The 15,958-nt window shown below is 63.1% G+C and carries 20 protein-coding genes; 14 read left to right on the forward strand and 6 right to left on the reverse strand.

Annotated elements, in window-relative coordinates:
• Positions 1-12 precede the first annotated feature (12 nt).
• The 3 genes from IVB13_RS19360 (at position 13) to IVB13_RS19370 (ending at position 3,530) form a co-directional block, all read left to right on the forward strand.
• Positions 13-918: a VOC family protein gene (locus tag IVB13_RS19360; protein WP_085352436.1), complete on the forward strand. Its 906-nt coding sequence runs from the start codon at positions 13-15 to the stop codon at positions 916-918.
• 75 nt (positions 919-993) lie between these two features.
• Positions 994-1,971 carry a tripartite tricarboxylate transporter substrate binding protein gene (locus IVB13_RS19365; RefSeq protein WP_247490072.1) on the forward strand — a complete coding sequence of 326 codons (978 nt, stop codon included), beginning with the start codon at positions 994-996 and terminating at the stop codon, positions 1,969-1,971.
• Positions 1,972-2,468: 497 nt separating this feature from the next.
• Positions 2,469-3,530, forward strand: a complete 1,062-nt coding sequence (locus tag IVB13_RS19370) for a carbohydrate porin (protein WP_247490073.1) — start codon at positions 2,469-2,471, stop codon at positions 3,528-3,530.
• Positions 3,531-3,564: 34 nt separating this feature from the next.
• Here IVB13_RS19370 and arsC read toward each other — a convergent pair whose 3' ends face one another.
• Genes arsC through IVB13_RS19385 form a run of 3 tightly spaced genes read right to left on the reverse strand, consistent with a single transcriptional unit; the run spans position 3,565 to position 5,022 of the window.
• Positions 3,565-3,966: an arsenate reductase (glutaredoxin) gene (gene arsC, locus IVB13_RS19375; RefSeq protein WP_018458501.1), complete on the reverse strand. Its 402-nt coding sequence runs from the start codon at positions 3,964-3,966 to the stop codon at positions 3,565-3,567.
• Positions 3,963-4,667: an MIP/aquaporin family protein gene (locus IVB13_RS19380; RefSeq protein ID WP_247490075.1), complete on the reverse strand. Its 705-nt coding sequence runs from the start codon at positions 4,665-4,667 to the stop codon at positions 3,963-3,965. Before IVB13_RS19380 ends, arsC begins: the two co-directional genes overlap by 4 nt.
• Positions 4,660-5,022, reverse strand: coding sequence for a metalloregulator ArsR/SmtB family transcription factor (locus tag IVB13_RS19385; protein WP_018458503.1), 363 nt, complete (start codon positions 5,020-5,022; stop codon positions 4,660-4,662). The genes IVB13_RS19380 and IVB13_RS19385 overlap by 8 nt, the downstream gene beginning before the upstream one ends.
• Positions 5,023-5,151: 129 nt before the next feature.
• Here IVB13_RS19385 and IVB13_RS19390 point away from each other — a divergent pair, with 129 nt between their 5' ends.
• From IVB13_RS19390 to IVB13_RS19400, 3 genes are all read left to right on the forward strand, one after another.
• On the forward strand, positions 5,152-5,469 hold the full coding sequence (locus tag IVB13_RS19390; RefSeq protein ID WP_018458504.1) for a helix-turn-helix domain-containing protein: 318 nt from the start codon (positions 5,152-5,154) through the stop codon (positions 5,467-5,469).
• 51 nt (positions 5,470-5,520) lie between these two features.
• Positions 5,521-6,888, forward strand: coding sequence for an NAD(P)-binding domain-containing protein (locus IVB13_RS19395; RefSeq protein WP_247490077.1), 1,368 nt, complete (start codon positions 5,521-5,523; stop codon positions 6,886-6,888).
• A gap of 115 nt (positions 6,889-7,003) precedes the next feature.
• The gene (locus IVB13_RS19400; RefSeq protein WP_018458506.1) at positions 7,004-8,185 is read left to right on the forward strand and encodes an MFS transporter; all 1,182 of its coding nucleotides are present in this window, start codon (positions 7,004-7,006) and stop codon (positions 8,183-8,185) included.
• Between the two features lie 12 nt (positions 8,186-8,197).
• On the opposite strand, the gene fetB is transcribed toward IVB13_RS19400, so the two are convergent.
• Genes fetB through IVB13_RS19415 form a run of 3 tightly spaced genes read right to left on the reverse strand, consistent with a single transcriptional unit; the run spans position 8,198 to position 10,629 of the window.
• Positions 8,198-8,998, reverse strand: coding sequence for an iron export ABC transporter permease subunit FetB (gene fetB, locus IVB13_RS19405; protein ID WP_247456200.1), 801 nt, complete (start codon positions 8,996-8,998; stop codon positions 8,198-8,200).
• Positions 8,995-9,591 carry an ABC transporter ATP-binding protein gene (locus IVB13_RS19410; RefSeq protein WP_247456199.1) on the reverse strand — a complete coding sequence of 199 codons (597 nt, stop codon included), beginning with the start codon at positions 9,589-9,591 and terminating at the stop codon, positions 8,995-8,997. The genes fetB and IVB13_RS19410 overlap by 4 nt, the downstream gene beginning before the upstream one ends.
• Positions 9,592-9,594: 3 nt before the next feature.
• Positions 9,595-10,629 (reverse strand): Cj0069 family protein, encoded by a 1,035-nt coding sequence (locus IVB13_RS19415; protein ID WP_247490079.1) that lies wholly within the window; start codon positions 10,627-10,629, stop codon positions 9,595-9,597.
• Positions 10,630-11,110: 481 nt separating this feature from the next.
• Here IVB13_RS19415 and IVB13_RS19420 point away from each other — a divergent pair, with 481 nt between their 5' ends.
• The 8 genes from IVB13_RS19420 to IVB13_RS19450 all read left to right on the forward strand — a co-directional run bounded on the left by IVB13_RS19420 (position 11,111) and on the right by IVB13_RS19450 (position 15,954).
• Positions 11,111-11,344: a hypothetical protein gene (locus tag IVB13_RS19420; protein WP_247456198.1), complete on the forward strand. Its 234-nt coding sequence runs from the start codon at positions 11,111-11,113 to the stop codon at positions 11,342-11,344.
• A gap of 16 nt (positions 11,345-11,360) precedes the next feature.
• Positions 11,361-12,269 carry a DUF1259 domain-containing protein gene (locus IVB13_RS19425; protein ID WP_247490081.1) on the forward strand — a complete coding sequence of 303 codons (909 nt, stop codon included), beginning with the start codon at positions 11,361-11,363 and terminating at the stop codon, positions 12,267-12,269.
• Between the two features lie 154 nt (positions 12,270-12,423).
• Positions 12,424-12,735, forward strand: a complete 312-nt coding sequence (locus tag IVB13_RS19430) for a conotoxin (RefSeq protein ID WP_247490082.1) — start codon at positions 12,424-12,426, stop codon at positions 12,733-12,735.
• A gap of 410 nt (positions 12,736-13,145) precedes the next feature.
• Positions 13,146-13,736, forward strand: a complete 591-nt coding sequence (locus tag IVB13_RS19435; RefSeq protein WP_247456195.1) for a Fe-Mn family superoxide dismutase — start codon at positions 13,146-13,148, stop codon at positions 13,734-13,736.
• Between the two features lie 388 nt (positions 13,737-14,124).
• The gene (locus IVB13_RS40225) at positions 14,125-14,259 is read left to right on the forward strand and encodes a hypothetical protein (protein ID WP_256467037.1); all 135 of its coding nucleotides are present in this window, start codon (positions 14,125-14,127) and stop codon (positions 14,257-14,259) included.
• 90 nt (positions 14,260-14,349) lie between these two features.
• Entirely contained in the window at positions 14,350-15,099 is a 750-nt protein-coding gene (locus IVB13_RS19440) for a sulfite exporter TauE/SafE family protein (RefSeq protein WP_085352285.1), read from the forward strand.
• Between the two features lie 7 nt (positions 15,100-15,106).
• Positions 15,107-15,376 (forward strand): hypothetical protein, encoded by a 270-nt coding sequence (locus tag IVB13_RS19445; protein WP_247490084.1) that lies wholly within the window; start codon positions 15,107-15,109, stop codon positions 15,374-15,376.
• Positions 15,361-15,954, forward strand: coding sequence for a hypothetical protein (locus IVB13_RS19450; protein ID WP_247456194.1), 594 nt, complete (start codon positions 15,361-15,363; stop codon positions 15,952-15,954). Before IVB13_RS19445 ends, IVB13_RS19450 begins: the two co-directional genes overlap by 16 nt.
• The last annotated feature ends 4 nt before the right edge of the window (positions 15,955-15,958 follow it).

The raw sequence follows: 15,958 nt of genomic DNA on the forward strand, positions 1-15,958 counted from the left end.
GTGGATCGCACGATGACGACACAAGCACCCATTGCACGCTTCAGCCGGCTCCGGCACGCGAGCTTTGCCTCGCCAGATCCCGAGCGGTTGCTCGACTATTACCGCGCCGTGATCGGTCTTGGCCTCGTCGGCCGCGACGGCAACCGCATCTTCCTCGCCAACGATGCCGAGCAGCTTTCGCTGGTGATCGAACCCGGCGACGCGGCGCTGACGAGCATCGCCTTCGAGATATCTCCCGATGTCCAGATCGAGACGCTCGGCGCGGCGCTGAAGCAGGCCGATCTGCGGCCCGAACTTCAGAGCGATCCGCTGCCTGGCGTTTCCAGGCTGCTGTCGTTCAGCGATCCCGAAGGAACGCGCTTCGAGTTGATCCAGGGCTGGACGCCGACGCCCGCGCAGGAGCGGATCGGAGCGCTTGCCGTCAGCAAGCTCGGCCATGTCGCGCTTGCTACGCCCGATCCGCGCGCGGCCTCTGAGTTTTACGCGAACATGATGGGCCTGCGCGTCTCCGACTGGATCGAGGATCGCTTCGTGTTCATGCGCAGCGGCTTCGAACATCACACGCTGAACTTCGCCCGCGCGCCCATCCGTGGCCTGCATCATGTCGCGTTCGAGCTGCGTGGTGCCGCCCACATGCACGAGGCCTGCGATCATCTCGCGCGGCACAAGCTGCCGGTTCTCTGGGGACCGGTGCGTCATGGCCCCGGGCACAACACCGCGATCTACCACCGCAATCCCGACGGGCATGTGGTCGAGCTGTTCTTCGATCTCGACCGCATGACCGACGAGGCGCTCGGCTATTTCGAGCCGCGTCCCTGGCATCGCGACCGACCGCAGCGGCCAAAAGTCTGGGTCGGCCTGCCGCGCGATGTCTGGGGCATGCCGCCATCGCCTGAATGCACGGAGTTCGCCCGGTAGCGGATCAAACGCGAGTTGAAGAAACGCCGCCTCGTCGCGGCCAACGATAGAACAACCAAAAGGGAGGACGCATCCATGCAACGGATGAAGCGGCTTGCTGCGGCGATTTTTCTGTTTGGCGGTTTTTTCGCAACCACTTCGGCGTCGGCGGAGAATTATCCATCGCGCCCGATCCGCCTGCTGCACGGATTTGCAGCGGGCGGGGCGGCCGACACGCTGTCGCGCATCATCGCCGACGGGCTCTCGAAAAAGCTCGGACAACCGATCATCGTCGAGGCCAAGCCCGGTGCCGGCGGCAACATCGCCGCGGATGCCATCGCGAAAGCGGCGGCCGACGGCTACACGATCGGGCTCGTCACCGGCGCTCACGCCATTTCCGCGGCGACCTACAAGAGCCTCGCCTACCAGCCGGCCGAGAGCTTCGAGATGATCTCGACGCTGGTCTATTACGCGCTCGTCATTGCCGTGCGTAGCGACTATCCGGCAAAATCGCTGGGCGAGCTCGTCGCCATGGCAAAGCAGAAGCCCGGTGCGCTCAGCTTTGGATCGGTCGGTTTCGGCAGCACGCATCATCTTGCAGGAGAGCTGTTGAACGCAGCCGCTGGCGTCGAGATCGTGCACGTGCCCTATCGCGGCGATTCCCAATCCGTCACCGCGCTGCTCGGCGGAGAGGTTCCGGTGATCGTCGGCACGCCGGTCCTGCTCGCCCCGCAGATCCAGGCCGGTGCGATCCGCGGCCTGGCGGTGACCTCGCCGACGCGCACCGCATTGTTGACCGACGTGCCGACCGTTCAGGAAGCCGGGATCAAGGGATATGACGTGCGCACCTGGGCCGGCCTGCTGGCCCCGAAGGGAACGCCGCCCGGCATCATCGCCGCACTCAATGCGGCCACGCTGGACGCTCTCAAGGATCCCGACCTCAAGCAGCGCCTGGAGACCGCCGTCGGCGGCGAGGTTCGCGGCAGCTCGCCGGAGGAGATGAAGACGCTGATCGAGACCGAGATCAGCAAATGGATCGGCGTGGTGGAGCGGGCGAAGATCCCGAAGATCTGATGGTCGAAAGTGCAAAAGTGAACATAGTACCGCCTCGCGCATGCGGTAGTTCACAGCGCGCGAATCGGATCGCCGCGCCGGCGCACATTGTTCGACGGCCCGCTTGAATGTCGGGCAGCGGCGTGCGTCATTGATCGCTCGGGAGGTGAGCGTGGACGCGACAGCAATCAGGCATTTGAGGCGGGCGTTGATCGTTGCGGCTTGCCTGGTCGCGGCTGCCCAGTCCGCGGCTCAGGAAGACAAGAAAACCGACGACGACAAGCCTGCCGATCCCGATACAGGCGAGAGCACCATCGAGGAGAAAACGCTCGGGCTGCTGCCGAACCCCTGGCAAAAGTACGGGGTGAAGTTTGCGGCCACCTATATCGGCGAGGTGCTCGGAAATCCGATCGGCGGTCTGAAGAAAGGTGCGGTCTACGAAGGCAGGCTCAATCTCGCCGTCGATCTGGATTTCGAAAAACTCGTCGGCATCGACAAGCTGACCTTTTCACGCCAACATGTTTCAGATCCACGGCGAAGGCCTCTCGCGCTCGAATCTGCAGAATTTCTTCGTCGTCAGCGGGATCGAAGCGTTGCCCTCGACGCGACTCTACGAGGCCTATTTCGAGAAGCAGTGGGGCGACAAGAAACTATCGCTCAAGCTCGGGCAGCTGGCGGCCGACAGCGAGTTCTTCAATACCAAGTACACGGATGTGTTCACCAACGCCTCGATGGGTTGGCCGGCGATCACGTCGCTTGCTTTGCCAAGCGGCGGGCCGTCGCCGCCCTTGGCGGCCGTGGGCGCGCGCCTCCTGTGGAACGTGACGGACCAGTTGTCCGTCCTTGGCGCGATTTTCGACGGCGACCAGGCCGGGCCCGGTTCCGGCGATCCGCAGGAGCGTAACCGGTATGGCGTCAATTTCCGGGTCAACGATCCGCCGCTTCTGCTCGGCCAGGTTCAATATGCCTGGAATAACAGGAATCGTGACCCGAACTTGACCGGCCAGTTCAAGGTCGGTGGCTGGCGTCATTTCGGATCGTTCGGGGATCAGCGCTTCGCATCCAACGGCGTCTCGCTGGCCGCGCCAACGAGCAGCGGGGAACCGCGGCTCTTGTCGGGCGATATTGGAGCCTGGGCGGTCTTCGAGCAGCAGATTTATCGGATGCCGAACAGCGACGATCGCGGCATCGGCATTTTCGCACGCGTGTCCGGCGCGCCGGCTGACCGCAATCTGGTCGATCTCTATGCAGATGGCGGCGTCGAGCTCATCGGGCTCAGCAATGCACGCCCCGACGACAAGTTCGGCATTGCCGCCGGATATGCGCATGTCTCAAAACGGGCCCAGACGCTCGACGCCGATTATGCCAGGTTCGTCGATCCGCGCTGGCCGGTGCGAAGCTTCGAGGGGCTGCTCACGGCCGTCTATCAATACCAGATCAAGGATGGCTGGACCGTTCAGCCGAACTTTCAATACATCGTCCATCCCGGTGGCGGCGCGACGGCTCCGGCTAGTCCGCTGCCGGGACGGGCATTGCGCAATGCCTCGGTTTTCGGATTGCGCACGACCCTGAAATTTTAAGTCGAGGCAAACGCGAGTGAGGCCATGTCGGCAATCATCGCGCCTCGACCACCTCGCCATCCTCCTTCACGAACCGGCCGACGGGATTGTCCAGGAGATCGATGACGGCTTCCGAGGGCCGGCACAAGCGTGTGCCCTTGGGCGTCACCACGATTGGACGGTTGATCAGGATGGGGTGCGCGAGCATCTGGTCGATCAGCTCGTCGTCCGACCATTTGGGGTCGTGGAGGCCGAGCTCCTTGTAGGGCGTGCCTTTTTCCCGCAGCAGCGCGCGAACGGAGATGCCGAGGGCCTTGACGAGCTCGACGAGCTTTTCGCGCGACGGCGGCGTCTTCAGATACTCGATCACGTCGGGCTCGACGCCGCTCTGCCGGATCATCGCCAGCGTGTTGCGCGAGGTGCCGCAGGCGGGGTTGTGATAGATCGTGACGCTCATCGGGTTGTCTCCGCGATTGGGATGGGGCCTCGCGCCTGGGGGTGTCCGAGCAGCCAATTCATCAACAGCATGGCGGCTAAGGCTCCGCAGAGCTCCGCGAGAATGAATCCGGGCAGGTCGGCGGGACGTATGCCCGAGAACGTGTTCGTCAGCGACCTTGCGATGGCCACGGCCGGATTGGCGAATGAGGTCGAGGCCGTGAACCAATAGGCCGCCGTGATGTACAGGCCGACCAGCCAAGGGACCGCCGTCCGCTGAAAACGGATGCCGGCCAGGATCGTCGCGATGAGGCCGAAGGCGGCGACGGCTTCGGCGAACCATTGCGGTCCCCCGGTTCGCATCTTCGCCGAGAGGTCGATCAACGGCAGTCCGAACATCAGATGCGCCGCCATCGTTCCCGCGATGCCGCCGGCAACCTGCGCGACGACGTAAAGTGCGGCGTCGTTCACCGGTAGCTCGCGCTTGCCGGTGAAGACCAGCGTGACGGCCGGATTGAAGTGCGCGCCGGAGATCGGTCCGAGCACGGTGATCAGGACGACCAGAATGGCGCCGGTCGGCAACGTGTTGCAGAGAAGCGCAAGCGCGACATCCTTGGTCAGCGTCTCCGCCATGATGCCGGAGCCGACCACGGTGGCGACGAGAATGCCCGTGCCGAGCGCCTCGGCCGCGAGGCGGCGCGGAAGATCGAATTGATCAGGCACGGCTCCGCTCCCTTCGTCTCGGCTTGCAGCAGGCTTGCAGGGTTTCGACGACCGGCTCGCAAACTTCCGGCCGCCCGCCGCAGCAATCCCGCAGCAGGAAGACCGCAACGTCGCGGAATTCGGTGAGGTTGGCGCGGTAGACGATCGAACGGCTGTGCCGCTCGGAGGTGACGAGGCGCGCGCGCGTCAGGATCGACAGATGGGCAGATAGCGTGTTCGATGGGACTTCCAGCAGGCGGGCGAGATCGCCCGCCGCAAGGCCATCGGGCTCGTGCCGGACAAGCGTTCGGAACGCCTCCAGTCGGGTCGGCTGGGACAGCGCGGCGAGCGCCAGGACGGCTTCTTCTGTTTCCATATATCCAGACTTATGGAACTAATTGGAACGCGTCAATCCGGAATTCCATGGTGGGCGACCGAATAGTTATTTCGAATATTCTAGAAATATGGTTTGACAGTTGACATCGGCAGGCGCATCGTGGCGGCCATGAAGATCGACGACGCAGCAGCACGCCTCGAAGCTTTGGGTAACCGGACGCGACTCCAGATCTACCGGGCCCTGGTCCGGGCCGGGCACTCCGGCATGCCCGTCGGTCGCTTGCAGGACAAGCTGAAGGTACCGGCGTCGACCCTGTCGCATCACATCAAGACCCTGGTCTCGGTCGGGCTCGTTAGCCAGGTCCGGGAATCGACGACTCTGATTTGCCACGCAAACTTCGACGCGATGCGGGGTCTGGTCGATTTCCTGGCGGCGGAGTGCTGCGCAGACGAAGTCGGATGCAAGACGACGCAAACGGCGGCGTGATCTTTTTTGGCTAGTGTTGTTCGACGATTCTAGAAGTATGGGAGGAGCCGAATGAACGCTAAGACGGTCGCCATCATCGGGGCAGGGCCTGTCGGCCTCGCAGCAGCTGCGCACGTCCTGGAGCGTGGCATGTCACCCATCGTTCTGGAGGCAGGATCCGAAGCGGGGCACGCGGTGCGCCAGTGGCAGCATGTCCAGCTGTTCTCGCCGTGGGAATACAATATCGACAAGGCCGCGGCGCGCCTGCTCGCGCCGACGGGATGGAATTCGCCGGACCCGGGCTCCTATCCAACCGGTGGCGAACTGCTCGATCGATATCTGACGCCGCTTGCGACGCGAACGCCGCTGCGCGAGCTGATCCGGACATCCAGTCGCGTCTCGGCCATTAGCCGCGTCGGTTTCGACAAGGCGAAGACGAAAGGGCGTGAGCAGGCGCCGTTCGAAATTCGCTACCAGAACGGCAAAGGTCCCGAAGTGCTGCGCGCCGATGCCGTGATCGATACATCAGGCACATGGTTCTCTCCCAATCCCGCCGGAGGTAACGGTCTGCCCGCAATCGGTGAACACGAATGCGCAGGCCACATTGCCTATGGCATGCCCGATGTCCGGGGGGCCGGTCGCGCCAGATATGCCGGGAGGACCGTTGCGGTGCTCGGCGCTGGCCACTCCGCGGTGGGCACGCTGATCGATCTCGTGCATCTCGCCGAGGAAGTGCCGGGGACGCAAGCTATCTGGCTGTTGCGCGCCGCCGATCCCGCCAAGGCGTTTGGTGGCGGCCGGAATGACAAGCTCGCTGCACGCGGAGAGCTCGGCAGTGCGTTCGCTGCGCTCGTTGCCTCTGGCAAGATCAGGGTGGAAACCGAATTCGGCGTCACGCATCTGGCGGAGGCCGAAGGTCGCCTCGAGATCGCGGCTGGCTCGGATGGTGGTGCGCGAAGCGTGATCGTGGACGAGCTGATCGTCTCGACGGGCTTTCGTCCCGACTTTTCGTTCCTGTCCGAATTGCGCCTGCGGCTCGATCCCGCTATCGAGGCGCCGGTCGCCCTGGCGCCGCTGATCGATCCTAACGAGCACAGCTGCGGCACCGTGCGCCCGCACGGCGCCCGCGAGCTCGCGCACGAAGAGCCGGGCTTCTACATGGCGGGCATGAAGTCGTATGGTCGCGCGCCAACCTTTCTCATGATGACAGGATATGAGCAGGTGCGCTCGATTGCGGCCGATCTCGCCGGCGACAAGAAAGCCGCCGCAAGGGTGGAGCTCGTGCTACCGGAGACCGGCGTCTGCACGCGCGGCGGCGTCGAAGCCGCCGGCGCCGTATCAGGATGTTGCGGTGGGCCGGCGAAGCAGGAATCAACGGCCTGTTGCGCCGCCGACGAAGCAGCAAAGAAGGCCGGCGCTTCGGGGTGCGGTTGTTTATGAAGTCGGTTCTTGCAGCTGATGCCGGAGAGTTATCCATTGTGGTTCGTGCGCCGTTTCGGCGTGGGGGCGGGAGGACAGCATTCGTAACTTGAGCGGCCGGTCTCTGATCGCGGTGATGTGCATCGGCCAGGTCGGCAATCTGCTGCCGCACGTGACGCTATCCGCCAATCTGGCGCAGCATCTGATGCCGACGTGGGGCCTCTCGGCGGCCGAAGGCGGCTTGATGGCGAGCGGTTACGCGTTCGGCTACATGCTCGCCGTGCCCGTGCTGACGACATTGACCGACCGGATCGACGCACGGCTCGTCCTGCTCTGGGGCTCGATCGTCAGCGGGCTGGCGACCGCAGCGTTCGGAATCTTCGCGCAAGGGTTTTGGTCCGCGACCGCGATCTGGTCCCTGGCAGGGCTTGGATTTGCCGGCGCCTACATGCCGGGCCTGAAGGCGCTGACGGATCGGCTTCCCGCCGGCGATAGTTCACGCGCCGTCACGCTATACACGTCGAGCTTCTCGGTCGGCGTCGGTCTCTCGTTCCTGGTCGCGCAGCTGATCGCCGACCGTTGGGGATGGCGGACCGCCTTTCTTGTCACCGGCTTCGGTCCGATCGCGATGGTCGTCGCGTGCCTTCTGATGCAGGAGCAGCGGCCCGCGCCGAAGGCGGGACGTCTCTTGAACTTCGCGCCCGTCTTCGCCAATCGCGAGGCGCTCGGATACATCTTCGGCTACGGCGCCCATTGCTTCGAGCTCTACGGCATCCGCACCTGGCTGGTCGGGTTCTGGACCTTCGTCGTCGCCCATCAAGGCGCCCCGTCGTGGCTGAGCCCCGTCGTGCTGAGCTTCTGCTTTGCGGTGATCTCGATGCCGGCCAGCATCCTCGGCAACGAGGCCGCGCTGAAATTCGGGCGCCATCGCGCGATCACGGTCGTGATGATCGCGTCGGCCTGCGTCGCGCTGGTCATCGGCCTTAACGCGACAGCGCCGGCATGGGTGCTGGCACTGCTGCTGCTCGTCTATGGCCTGACCGTGCCCGCGGATTCGGGCGCATTGACCGCCGGCATGTCGGCCGCGGCTGTGTCCGAACATCGCGGCGCGACCCTGGCTCTGCATTCGACGGTCGGCTTCGGCCTGTCGGCGGTCGGCGCCTGGGGCACCGGCGCCGCCCTCGATGCAGCCGGCGGCCCGCAGAGCGCGACCGGCTGGCTCTTGGCGTTCAGCGTCCTCGCGGTCGGGATTGCACTGGGGCCGCTGGCGCTGCTGTGGGCGCGGAAGGTGCAGCCTGGTGGGGCGAAGTCGATATGAGGTCGCGCAATTCTACTCGGCGGTGGAAAATCGATCGAGGCGCAATCGATGCCGATGATCGGTCAGAAGGCGAGCGCCTCCCGTCACGGCGGCGAGCGTCCCCAATCCCGTCCCGCCGGCGATCAAGAACATGATCAAGAGTTGATACTTGACGGCGTCGATCGGTTCGACGCCTGCAAGGATTTGACCGGTCATCATCCCCGGCAAAGAGACAAGGCCGATCGCAGCCATGCTGTTCATGATTGGCGTGAAGCCGCTTCTCAATGCGTCCCGCAGGACCGGCAGCAACGCCTGATACCGGGTACCGCCAAGAGCAAGGCAAGCTTCGACGGCGGCTCGTTCGCGCACCAGTGTATTCGTCAGCACGTCCAGGCCCAGGCTTATTCCCGTCATGGTGTTGCCCAGGATCATGCCCAACAATGGCAGCGCATAGCGCGGATGATACCACGGATCCGGACGTAGCTCCGTCAGAAGCGCGAACATCGTGACGGTACCGGCCGCCAGCAGCATGCATCCCGCTCCTAAGCCATAGCTCCAGATACCCGGCAGGCGTCGCTTTTGCCGAGCGACGATTTCCCGTGACGCGAAGAGAACCATGATGACGGCGGCGAGGGCGGTCCAGAGCGGCGAGACCGCGGCAAACAGGAACGTCAATACGTATCCAACGAGCACCAGCTGAAGCACCATCCGCACGGTGGCGATGGCCAGCTGCTTTTCAAGCTTGAGGCGGAGAGCGAGCGAGAGAGCGCCGTCCATGATGACAAGGAGCGCGGGCAGAACCAAATCGCCGTATGCCAAGTGAATGTAACTCACGGCCGATTGTCCTCGATCCCGCCGTCGGCATTCATCACAAGGACCCTCGACCCGACGCGGCAGGCCTGGGCGTTGTCGTGAGTGCTCCAGACGACACTCGTTCCGTTCGAAATGCGTTCCGCGATCAAAGATTCCACTGCCGCCGTCGATGCCGAATCGAGGGCCGATGTCGGCTCGTCCAGGAGAAGAACCCGCGACCGCAGCATCAGCGCCCGCACCAGCCCCAGCCGTTGTCGCTCGCCGGTCGACAGTCTTTGGACCGGCCAGGGACCGCAACTGCACGGCAACCCCAGTCTCATGACCAGCGGTAAGGCATCATCCCAGCAGCTGAAGTGATCTTGCACGATGTCTGACCACCAGCCCGGCTCGGCAGCGAGGTAGGTCACCCGCTTGCGCCAGGCCGGGGCGGGCATCGCCTCTCTGAGCGTTCCGTCCAGTTCGACCATTCCTTCGTTGGGATCGAGATCCGCGATCGAGCGAAGGAGTTGGGTCTTTCCGACGCCGGAGGGCCCTTGCAGGGCGACGCATTCGCCGTCCTGCAAGTCGAATGAAACGGAGATGTGCAAGCGCTTGAGCGCGCGGACCGTCAGCATGTGTCAAAGCTTGCGCCGGAGCCGATCGGCAACTCGCCTCGCGATCTCCGCCGGCGCCTCGTCCGGATAAGGATGCACCGAGCTGACATTGATCTCGCCGAGGACATAGCTGTCGGTCCCGTCGGGAAGGACCGGACCAAGCATGAAGTCGGCGTCCCAAATCGCAGGCAGCTCAAGTCGCGCAATATCCAGCAACGACGTCAGCTGGGGCGTCCACTCGTCTTCCATCAACCGACGCAGCCGCTGGAAACGCGGCTCCGCGTTCGAGGTGTAGAGGCGCGGTCCGGCCTCGGAACGGGCGGCCGGCGAGTCGACCAGGGCTTTGACCTTGTGATAGCCGAAGCCGGCACAGCGATCGCCCGCCATGTAGCAACGCACCACGCCTTCGCTTAAGCGAGGCTGGAATGGTTGGTCGATCACGCTGCCGTTCTCGAAATACTCCGCGCAACGACGGAGAAAATCATCCAGCGTCAGTTCCTCGGGCGCGTCTTTCGTCGCGTCCAGCACCTTTATCATGGAGGAGGTCGGCAGACTCTCGACCTTCCAGACGCCTTGGCCGCCATTGCCCCGGTTGCGCTTGATCACGCGCGGACCAGCGGCGAGCCGTGTCGGCAACTCGGCGCGCATGGCCTCGGCGCTTTGATATAACGCCGTGTCGCTTCCCCAGCTCATCGAGCGGGTACGATAGAGTACCTCCTTGGTGCCCATCTTGAGGATGACATCGGGATGAGCGCTGACCCACACGCCCCGCGCCGCGACGTCCCGCAGCAATGCGTCGAGACCAGCGCGATCTCGACGATCTTGAATGGGGTTGACCCAGACCAGCACGCCGTCCACTGCGAGCAATTGTTCACGGACGTCCTCGGCGAAGCTTTCGTCATAGATCGCCGGCTGGGCTTCAATGCCGGCGGCGGCGAGTGCTTCGAAGACGTGTACGAAGCGGCTGTTTTGCGCCGTCGCATCCCGCCGCGCGGCAGCGTCTCCGCGTGAGAGGATGGCGACGGTGTGTCGATGAGAAGGGTGTCGTTCGATGTCCATGCGCAAGCTCCACGAATGGCGTGCTGCGCAGAGCTTGGACCGAGGCCTCACGGGGAGTCTGCTTTGTCCCCACGCAAAGGACACTAGCGGGGCCGTCCGCGAGTTTCAAGACATGGCTGGCGCGGTTCCGCGGAGCGGTGAATTCTTTGTGACGTTCGCCGGCGACTTCGGTGGGCCGCCCGAAGCCTACGCCCGTTGACAGCCGCCGCCCTCGGGTTTTTACTTGGGGTTCGGGGATGTGCGATCTCCCCGTGAGGCGACATGCCCAAGCATCGCGTCCTGATCACCAAGGGCGCACCATGTCATCATACTTTCCTCGATTGCATCCAGCAGACTGGCTCGATTTCTCGGCACGGCGTCCGCGCCGGTCGCATCGCTGTGCGCATTGATGCCCGCGCTCTGTTGCGCCGTGTTGGCACCGAGTAGGGGAAGATCGCGAAACGGACTTCACCTGGGGCAGGACAAGACCAGGAGAATGATCATGCGAACACGAGCAATCTTCCGCACGGTCCTGTTGCTTGCGATCGCGGGCGTACCGTCGAGCGCGCACGCTCTGACGCAGGAGGAGTTGGTCGCCAAGATCCAGGCGGCCGGCTACGCGCAAGTCAGCGATATCAAGTCGACGGCTGAAGGCGTCACCGCCAAGGCGGTGAAGAACGGCAAGGCGGTGACGCTGGTCGTCGACAGCAGTGGTCGGGTTAAAGAGCGAAACTAAGCCGAGGAGTAGCACGATGAAAAGAATCATCTGGGCCGTGGTCGGCATTGGCGTCTGCCTTCTTGCATTTCGCTTCGCCCCCTTCATCCCGGCATATGCCCAGGATGCCGACTGGCAGAAGGTGGACGAGACCCTGGGCCGCAAGCCCGCCGTCTCGGACGACGTCCGCCGTTACGGCTTTCCCCGCACCGATCTCTCCGTGACGTTGGACGGCGTCGCGATCAAGCCGGCGCTGGCGCTCGGTGGCTGGATCGCGTTCAAGCCTGCGCATGGCGGCGCCATGGTCATGGGCGACCTCGTGCTGCTCGAGACCGAGATCAATCCGGTGATGGCGAAGATGATCGCGAGCGGGCTCGAGATCACCGCCGTGCACAATCATCTGCTACGCGCGAGCCCGGCGACGTTCTACATGCACGTCGCCGGACATGGCGACCCGCTCAAGCTGGCCTCGGCGATCCACGACGCCCTGGCCGAAAGCAAGACCCCGCTGACGGTCACGGCGCCGGCGAATCCGCCGCCCGCCATCGACCTCGACACGGCGAAGCTCGACCAGATCATCGGCGTCAAGGGGCAGGCGAACGGCGGCGTCTACCAGTTCAACGTGAAGCGGCGCGACCCCATCACGGAGGACGGCATGCTGTTGACGCCCGTCGCCGCCATGGGCGTCGCAATCGCCATCAACTTCCAGCCGACGGGCGCGGGTAGGGCGGCCATCACGGGCGACTTCGTGCTGACCAGCGACGAAGTGAACCAGGTCATCCTCGCGCTTCGGACGCACGGCATCGAGGTGACCGCGCTGCACAGCCACATGCTGGACGAACAGCCTCGGCTCTTCTTCATGCACTTCTGGGCCAACGACGATGCCGTCAAGCTTGCCGAAGGCCTCCGCGCGGCGCTCGACAAGACGGCGAGCACGAAGAGCTGATCTCGGCGAAGGAGCTGCGCACATAGATGTTCGGTGAAACGGAGCTCGGCCGAATTCGTGCGCTAGCGCCGCAGTGCAGCAGTGAAACGGATCCGATCGTTCCGAACCCGAGCTTGTGTCTGTCGTTATCCTTCAACGAACCGAGGAGGAAACAATGCGTGTCCTAGTGATCACCGCGGCAGTATTACTGTCTTGTACGCTCGGTCCCTCACGCGCCGACGAGACGGCTCCTGCACGTCAGGCGCAGGCGACCGTTCGGGTGCAGCCGGATCGAACTCCCGAGCAAGCTGAACAGGCCCGAGACCAAGACAGGAAGAACGCCGAAGACGTTAAGATCGAACGTGATTGGAAGCCGCAAGGCGGCACCGATGGCGATCGCGCCGGCCGAGCCAATCAATCGGATCAGGATCATCAAACGGTGGGACGTGATTGGCGGGCCCGGCCAGACAACGCCGAGCGTCGTTGAGCCACAATCAAATCCTCTGCGGTCCAAAGCCGACAACGACATATATGGCTGACTATACGATCACGATCACCAGCAGGTGACGAAGAGAAGCTTGGTCGGATCCGCGCCGTCTAGTTGTTAGAAACAAAGCTTCGACAGCATTGACAAATTCGACCGGCGCGTAATATTTGCCTCACGGGGAAGCGATCTCCCCGCGAGGCGACATGCCCAAGAATCGCGTCCCGGTTTCGACAAGGACGCTGCATGTCTTCCGTTTTCCGATCCCCTCTCCAAGCCCCTTTATACGTCTCGCGCCCGCCAGGGCCTCGCTGTCGGCGGTGGGATCACCGTGCCGACGGACTCTGCCGGGCGGGCAGCGATCGTGAACCATCCAACTCGAAATTTATCCGTGATCTCAACGGAGGACTGCCATGACCTACGTCATGAAGCCGCTGTCGTGCGACCCGAGTCGAATCCGCGGCATGTCGGAGCGGATGATTATCAGCCACTATGAGAACAACTATGGCGGGGCGGTCAAACGGCTGAATTTGATCGAAGAAAAACTGACCGGACTCGACTTTGACAATACGCCAGGCTTCCTGATCAACGGGCTGAAGCGCGAACAGCTCATCGCGGCCAACTCGATGATCCTCCACGAGGTGTTCTTCGATGGCCTTGGTGACGAGAGCGAGCCGGGCGCCGACCTGAAGGCGGCTCTGGCGCGTGACTTCGGTTCGTATGAGCGGTGGCGGTCCGAATTCATGGCGATGGGCAAGGCGCTTGGCGGTGGCTCCGGCTGGGTCTTGCTGACGTGGTCGCCACGCGACCGCAAGCTCGTCAACCAGTGGGCGCCGGATCACTGTCACACGCTGGCCGGCGGAACGCCGGTTCTGGCGCTCGATATGTACGAGCACTCCTATCACATCGACTATGGCGCCAAGGCCGGCAGCTATGTGGATGTCTTCATGGCGGCGGTCAATTGGAACGTCGTCCAGCGGGCTTATGACAGGATGCAGGAATGAGGCGAGGCTCACTCTATGCTTTGCGCCTGATTGGTTGTGCGGTGTCAAAATGAACTGTCCTGCGCGTCGCGCCGGACGCACCTCACGAAAGGAAAGTCGAATGCGAAATGTGGCTCTTCGCTTGTGCCTGCTGATGTGTCTCCTTGCTGCGAACGCGACGGCGCAGGCTCAGACATCCTGCGAGGTATGCGCCGAACAGCAAAAGGCGTGTATGAAGAACTACGCCGGGCCGGCTTGCAAGACCGAGTACCAGATGTGTCTCAAAGCCTGCAAGAAGTGAGGGCCATGGCGTCGACATGTTTGCGAGCGACTGGTTTCATCGCGGCTCTCGCTGCCGGCGTTGGGAGGGCCGTTCAGCTTCCACGCTGGGTTCGCTACAGCCAAGGGTATGCAGACCCTCACCGGCGAGCAGATTCGAGCAAGGTTTGCAGGCAAGCAGCTCACGGACGAAGTCCATTATCGCTTCGTCTACGACCAGGACGGCACGCTTCGAAGCTATTCGATGGGCGAGAGAAGCATCTGACATAACAACTGACGATTCGGGGATACCGAGACCTCCCCGTGAGATGGAGTCCCATCCAAGCGCTCGCCACCTCGATCCGGGGACGATCATATGGACGCACTTGGCTTCGCTATCTTTGCTCTTGCCGCCCTTGCCGGTGGCTTCGTCAGCGGCTTCTCTGGCTTCGCGATGGGCCTGGTCGTCTCTGGTGTCTGGCTGCACATCATCACGCCGATCCAGACCGCCACTTTGATCGCGGGGTACGGTCTGCTCACCCAAGGCTACGGCATTTATAGGCTGCGACATGTCCTGGATCTGCGCAAGGCATGGCCTCTCGCGCTTGGAACGGTCATCGGCATTCCGATTGGCGTTGAAATTCTCGTCTATCTCAATCCCCTCTATCTGAGGTTCGGAGTCGGTGTGTTGTTGATGATTTACTCCATTTACGGCTTGGCGCGCCCTGTGTTCGCGCCCATGAGAATCGGCACCGGAGCAGACATCGCAATAGGCATCTCGAATGGGATGCTTGGCGGGTTGACGGGGCTCGGCGGCGTGATCTCCACGATATCGTGCCAATGGCGCGGTTGGCCGAAGGATCTACAGCGGGCCGTGTTTCAGCCGGTGCTGTTCATCGCCTTCGTGGTCATCTCCTTGTCCCAGGCGGCGGCCGGCACCATTACCAGGGAAACACTGGTGCTGTACGCGTTGGGCGTTCCCTTCATGGTCGCCGGCCTTTGGTCCGGCTTCAAGATGTTCGGGACCATCCAGGACGAGACCTTTCGCAAGGCTGTGTTGGCACTGTTGCTGTTGGCGGGGCTCTCGCTGGTCGTCTCGACCCTCCCTTTTTCCGCTGATCGATGAGGGCATCATGCCATTGAAGCGACTGGGCGTCATCGCCATCCCGAACGGACTGAACAGCGATTTCGATCACGCCGCGTTCGATCCGAAGACGCGCCGCGTCTTCACGGGGGCCTCCTGGCATTCTCCGATGAGTGATGAGTGCAGATCGAGCGCGGCAGGCCGCGCGCGAATTCAATCTTCTGCATGGGCCAGGCTTGCGCTGGCATCCATGCTGGCTTTTTTGGTGGGAGGAAATGCGATGGTTTGGTGGGAGGAAATGCGATGGCCGAGACCCTGAATTTCGACAACGCTGCCGCCGGAACTTCGCCCGACGGATGGACTTTGACGATGACCGGCAAGGGACAGCCGAAATGGACCGTCGAGGCCGAGGCTACGGCGCCAAGCAAGCCGAACGTTCTCAAGCAATCCGGACGGGCGACGTTTCCCCTCGCCATCAAGCGCGATACCGCCATCCGTGACGGCTTCGTCGAGGTGAAATTCAAGGCCGTTGCCGGCTCCGAGGATCGCGCCGCGGGAGTCATTTGGCGTGCGAAGGATGCCGACAATTACTACGTGGTCCGGGCTAACGCGCTGGAGGACAATGTCGTTCTCTACAAGACGATCAATGGCGTTCGAATGTCGCTCGAGATCGTGGGTCGCAGAGGCGGCTATGGCGTCAGCGCGCCGGTGTCGTCCGGGCAATGGCACCTGCTGCGCTGCGACTTTGCAGGAAGTCGGTTCAAGGTGAGCTATGACGGAAAGCAATTGTTCGAGGTGGAAGACGCCACCATTCCGGACGCGGGCATGATCGGCCTGTGGACCAAGGCAGATAGCGTGACCCTGTTCGATGATCTGACATATGGTGAGATCAAATAGGCGT

Origin of the sequence: Bradyrhizobium sp. 17, from assembly GCF_023073515.1 — a bacterium.
Taxonomy (GTDB): domain Bacteria; phylum Pseudomonadota; class Alphaproteobacteria; order Rhizobiales; family Xanthobacteraceae; genus Bradyrhizobium; species Bradyrhizobium canariense_D.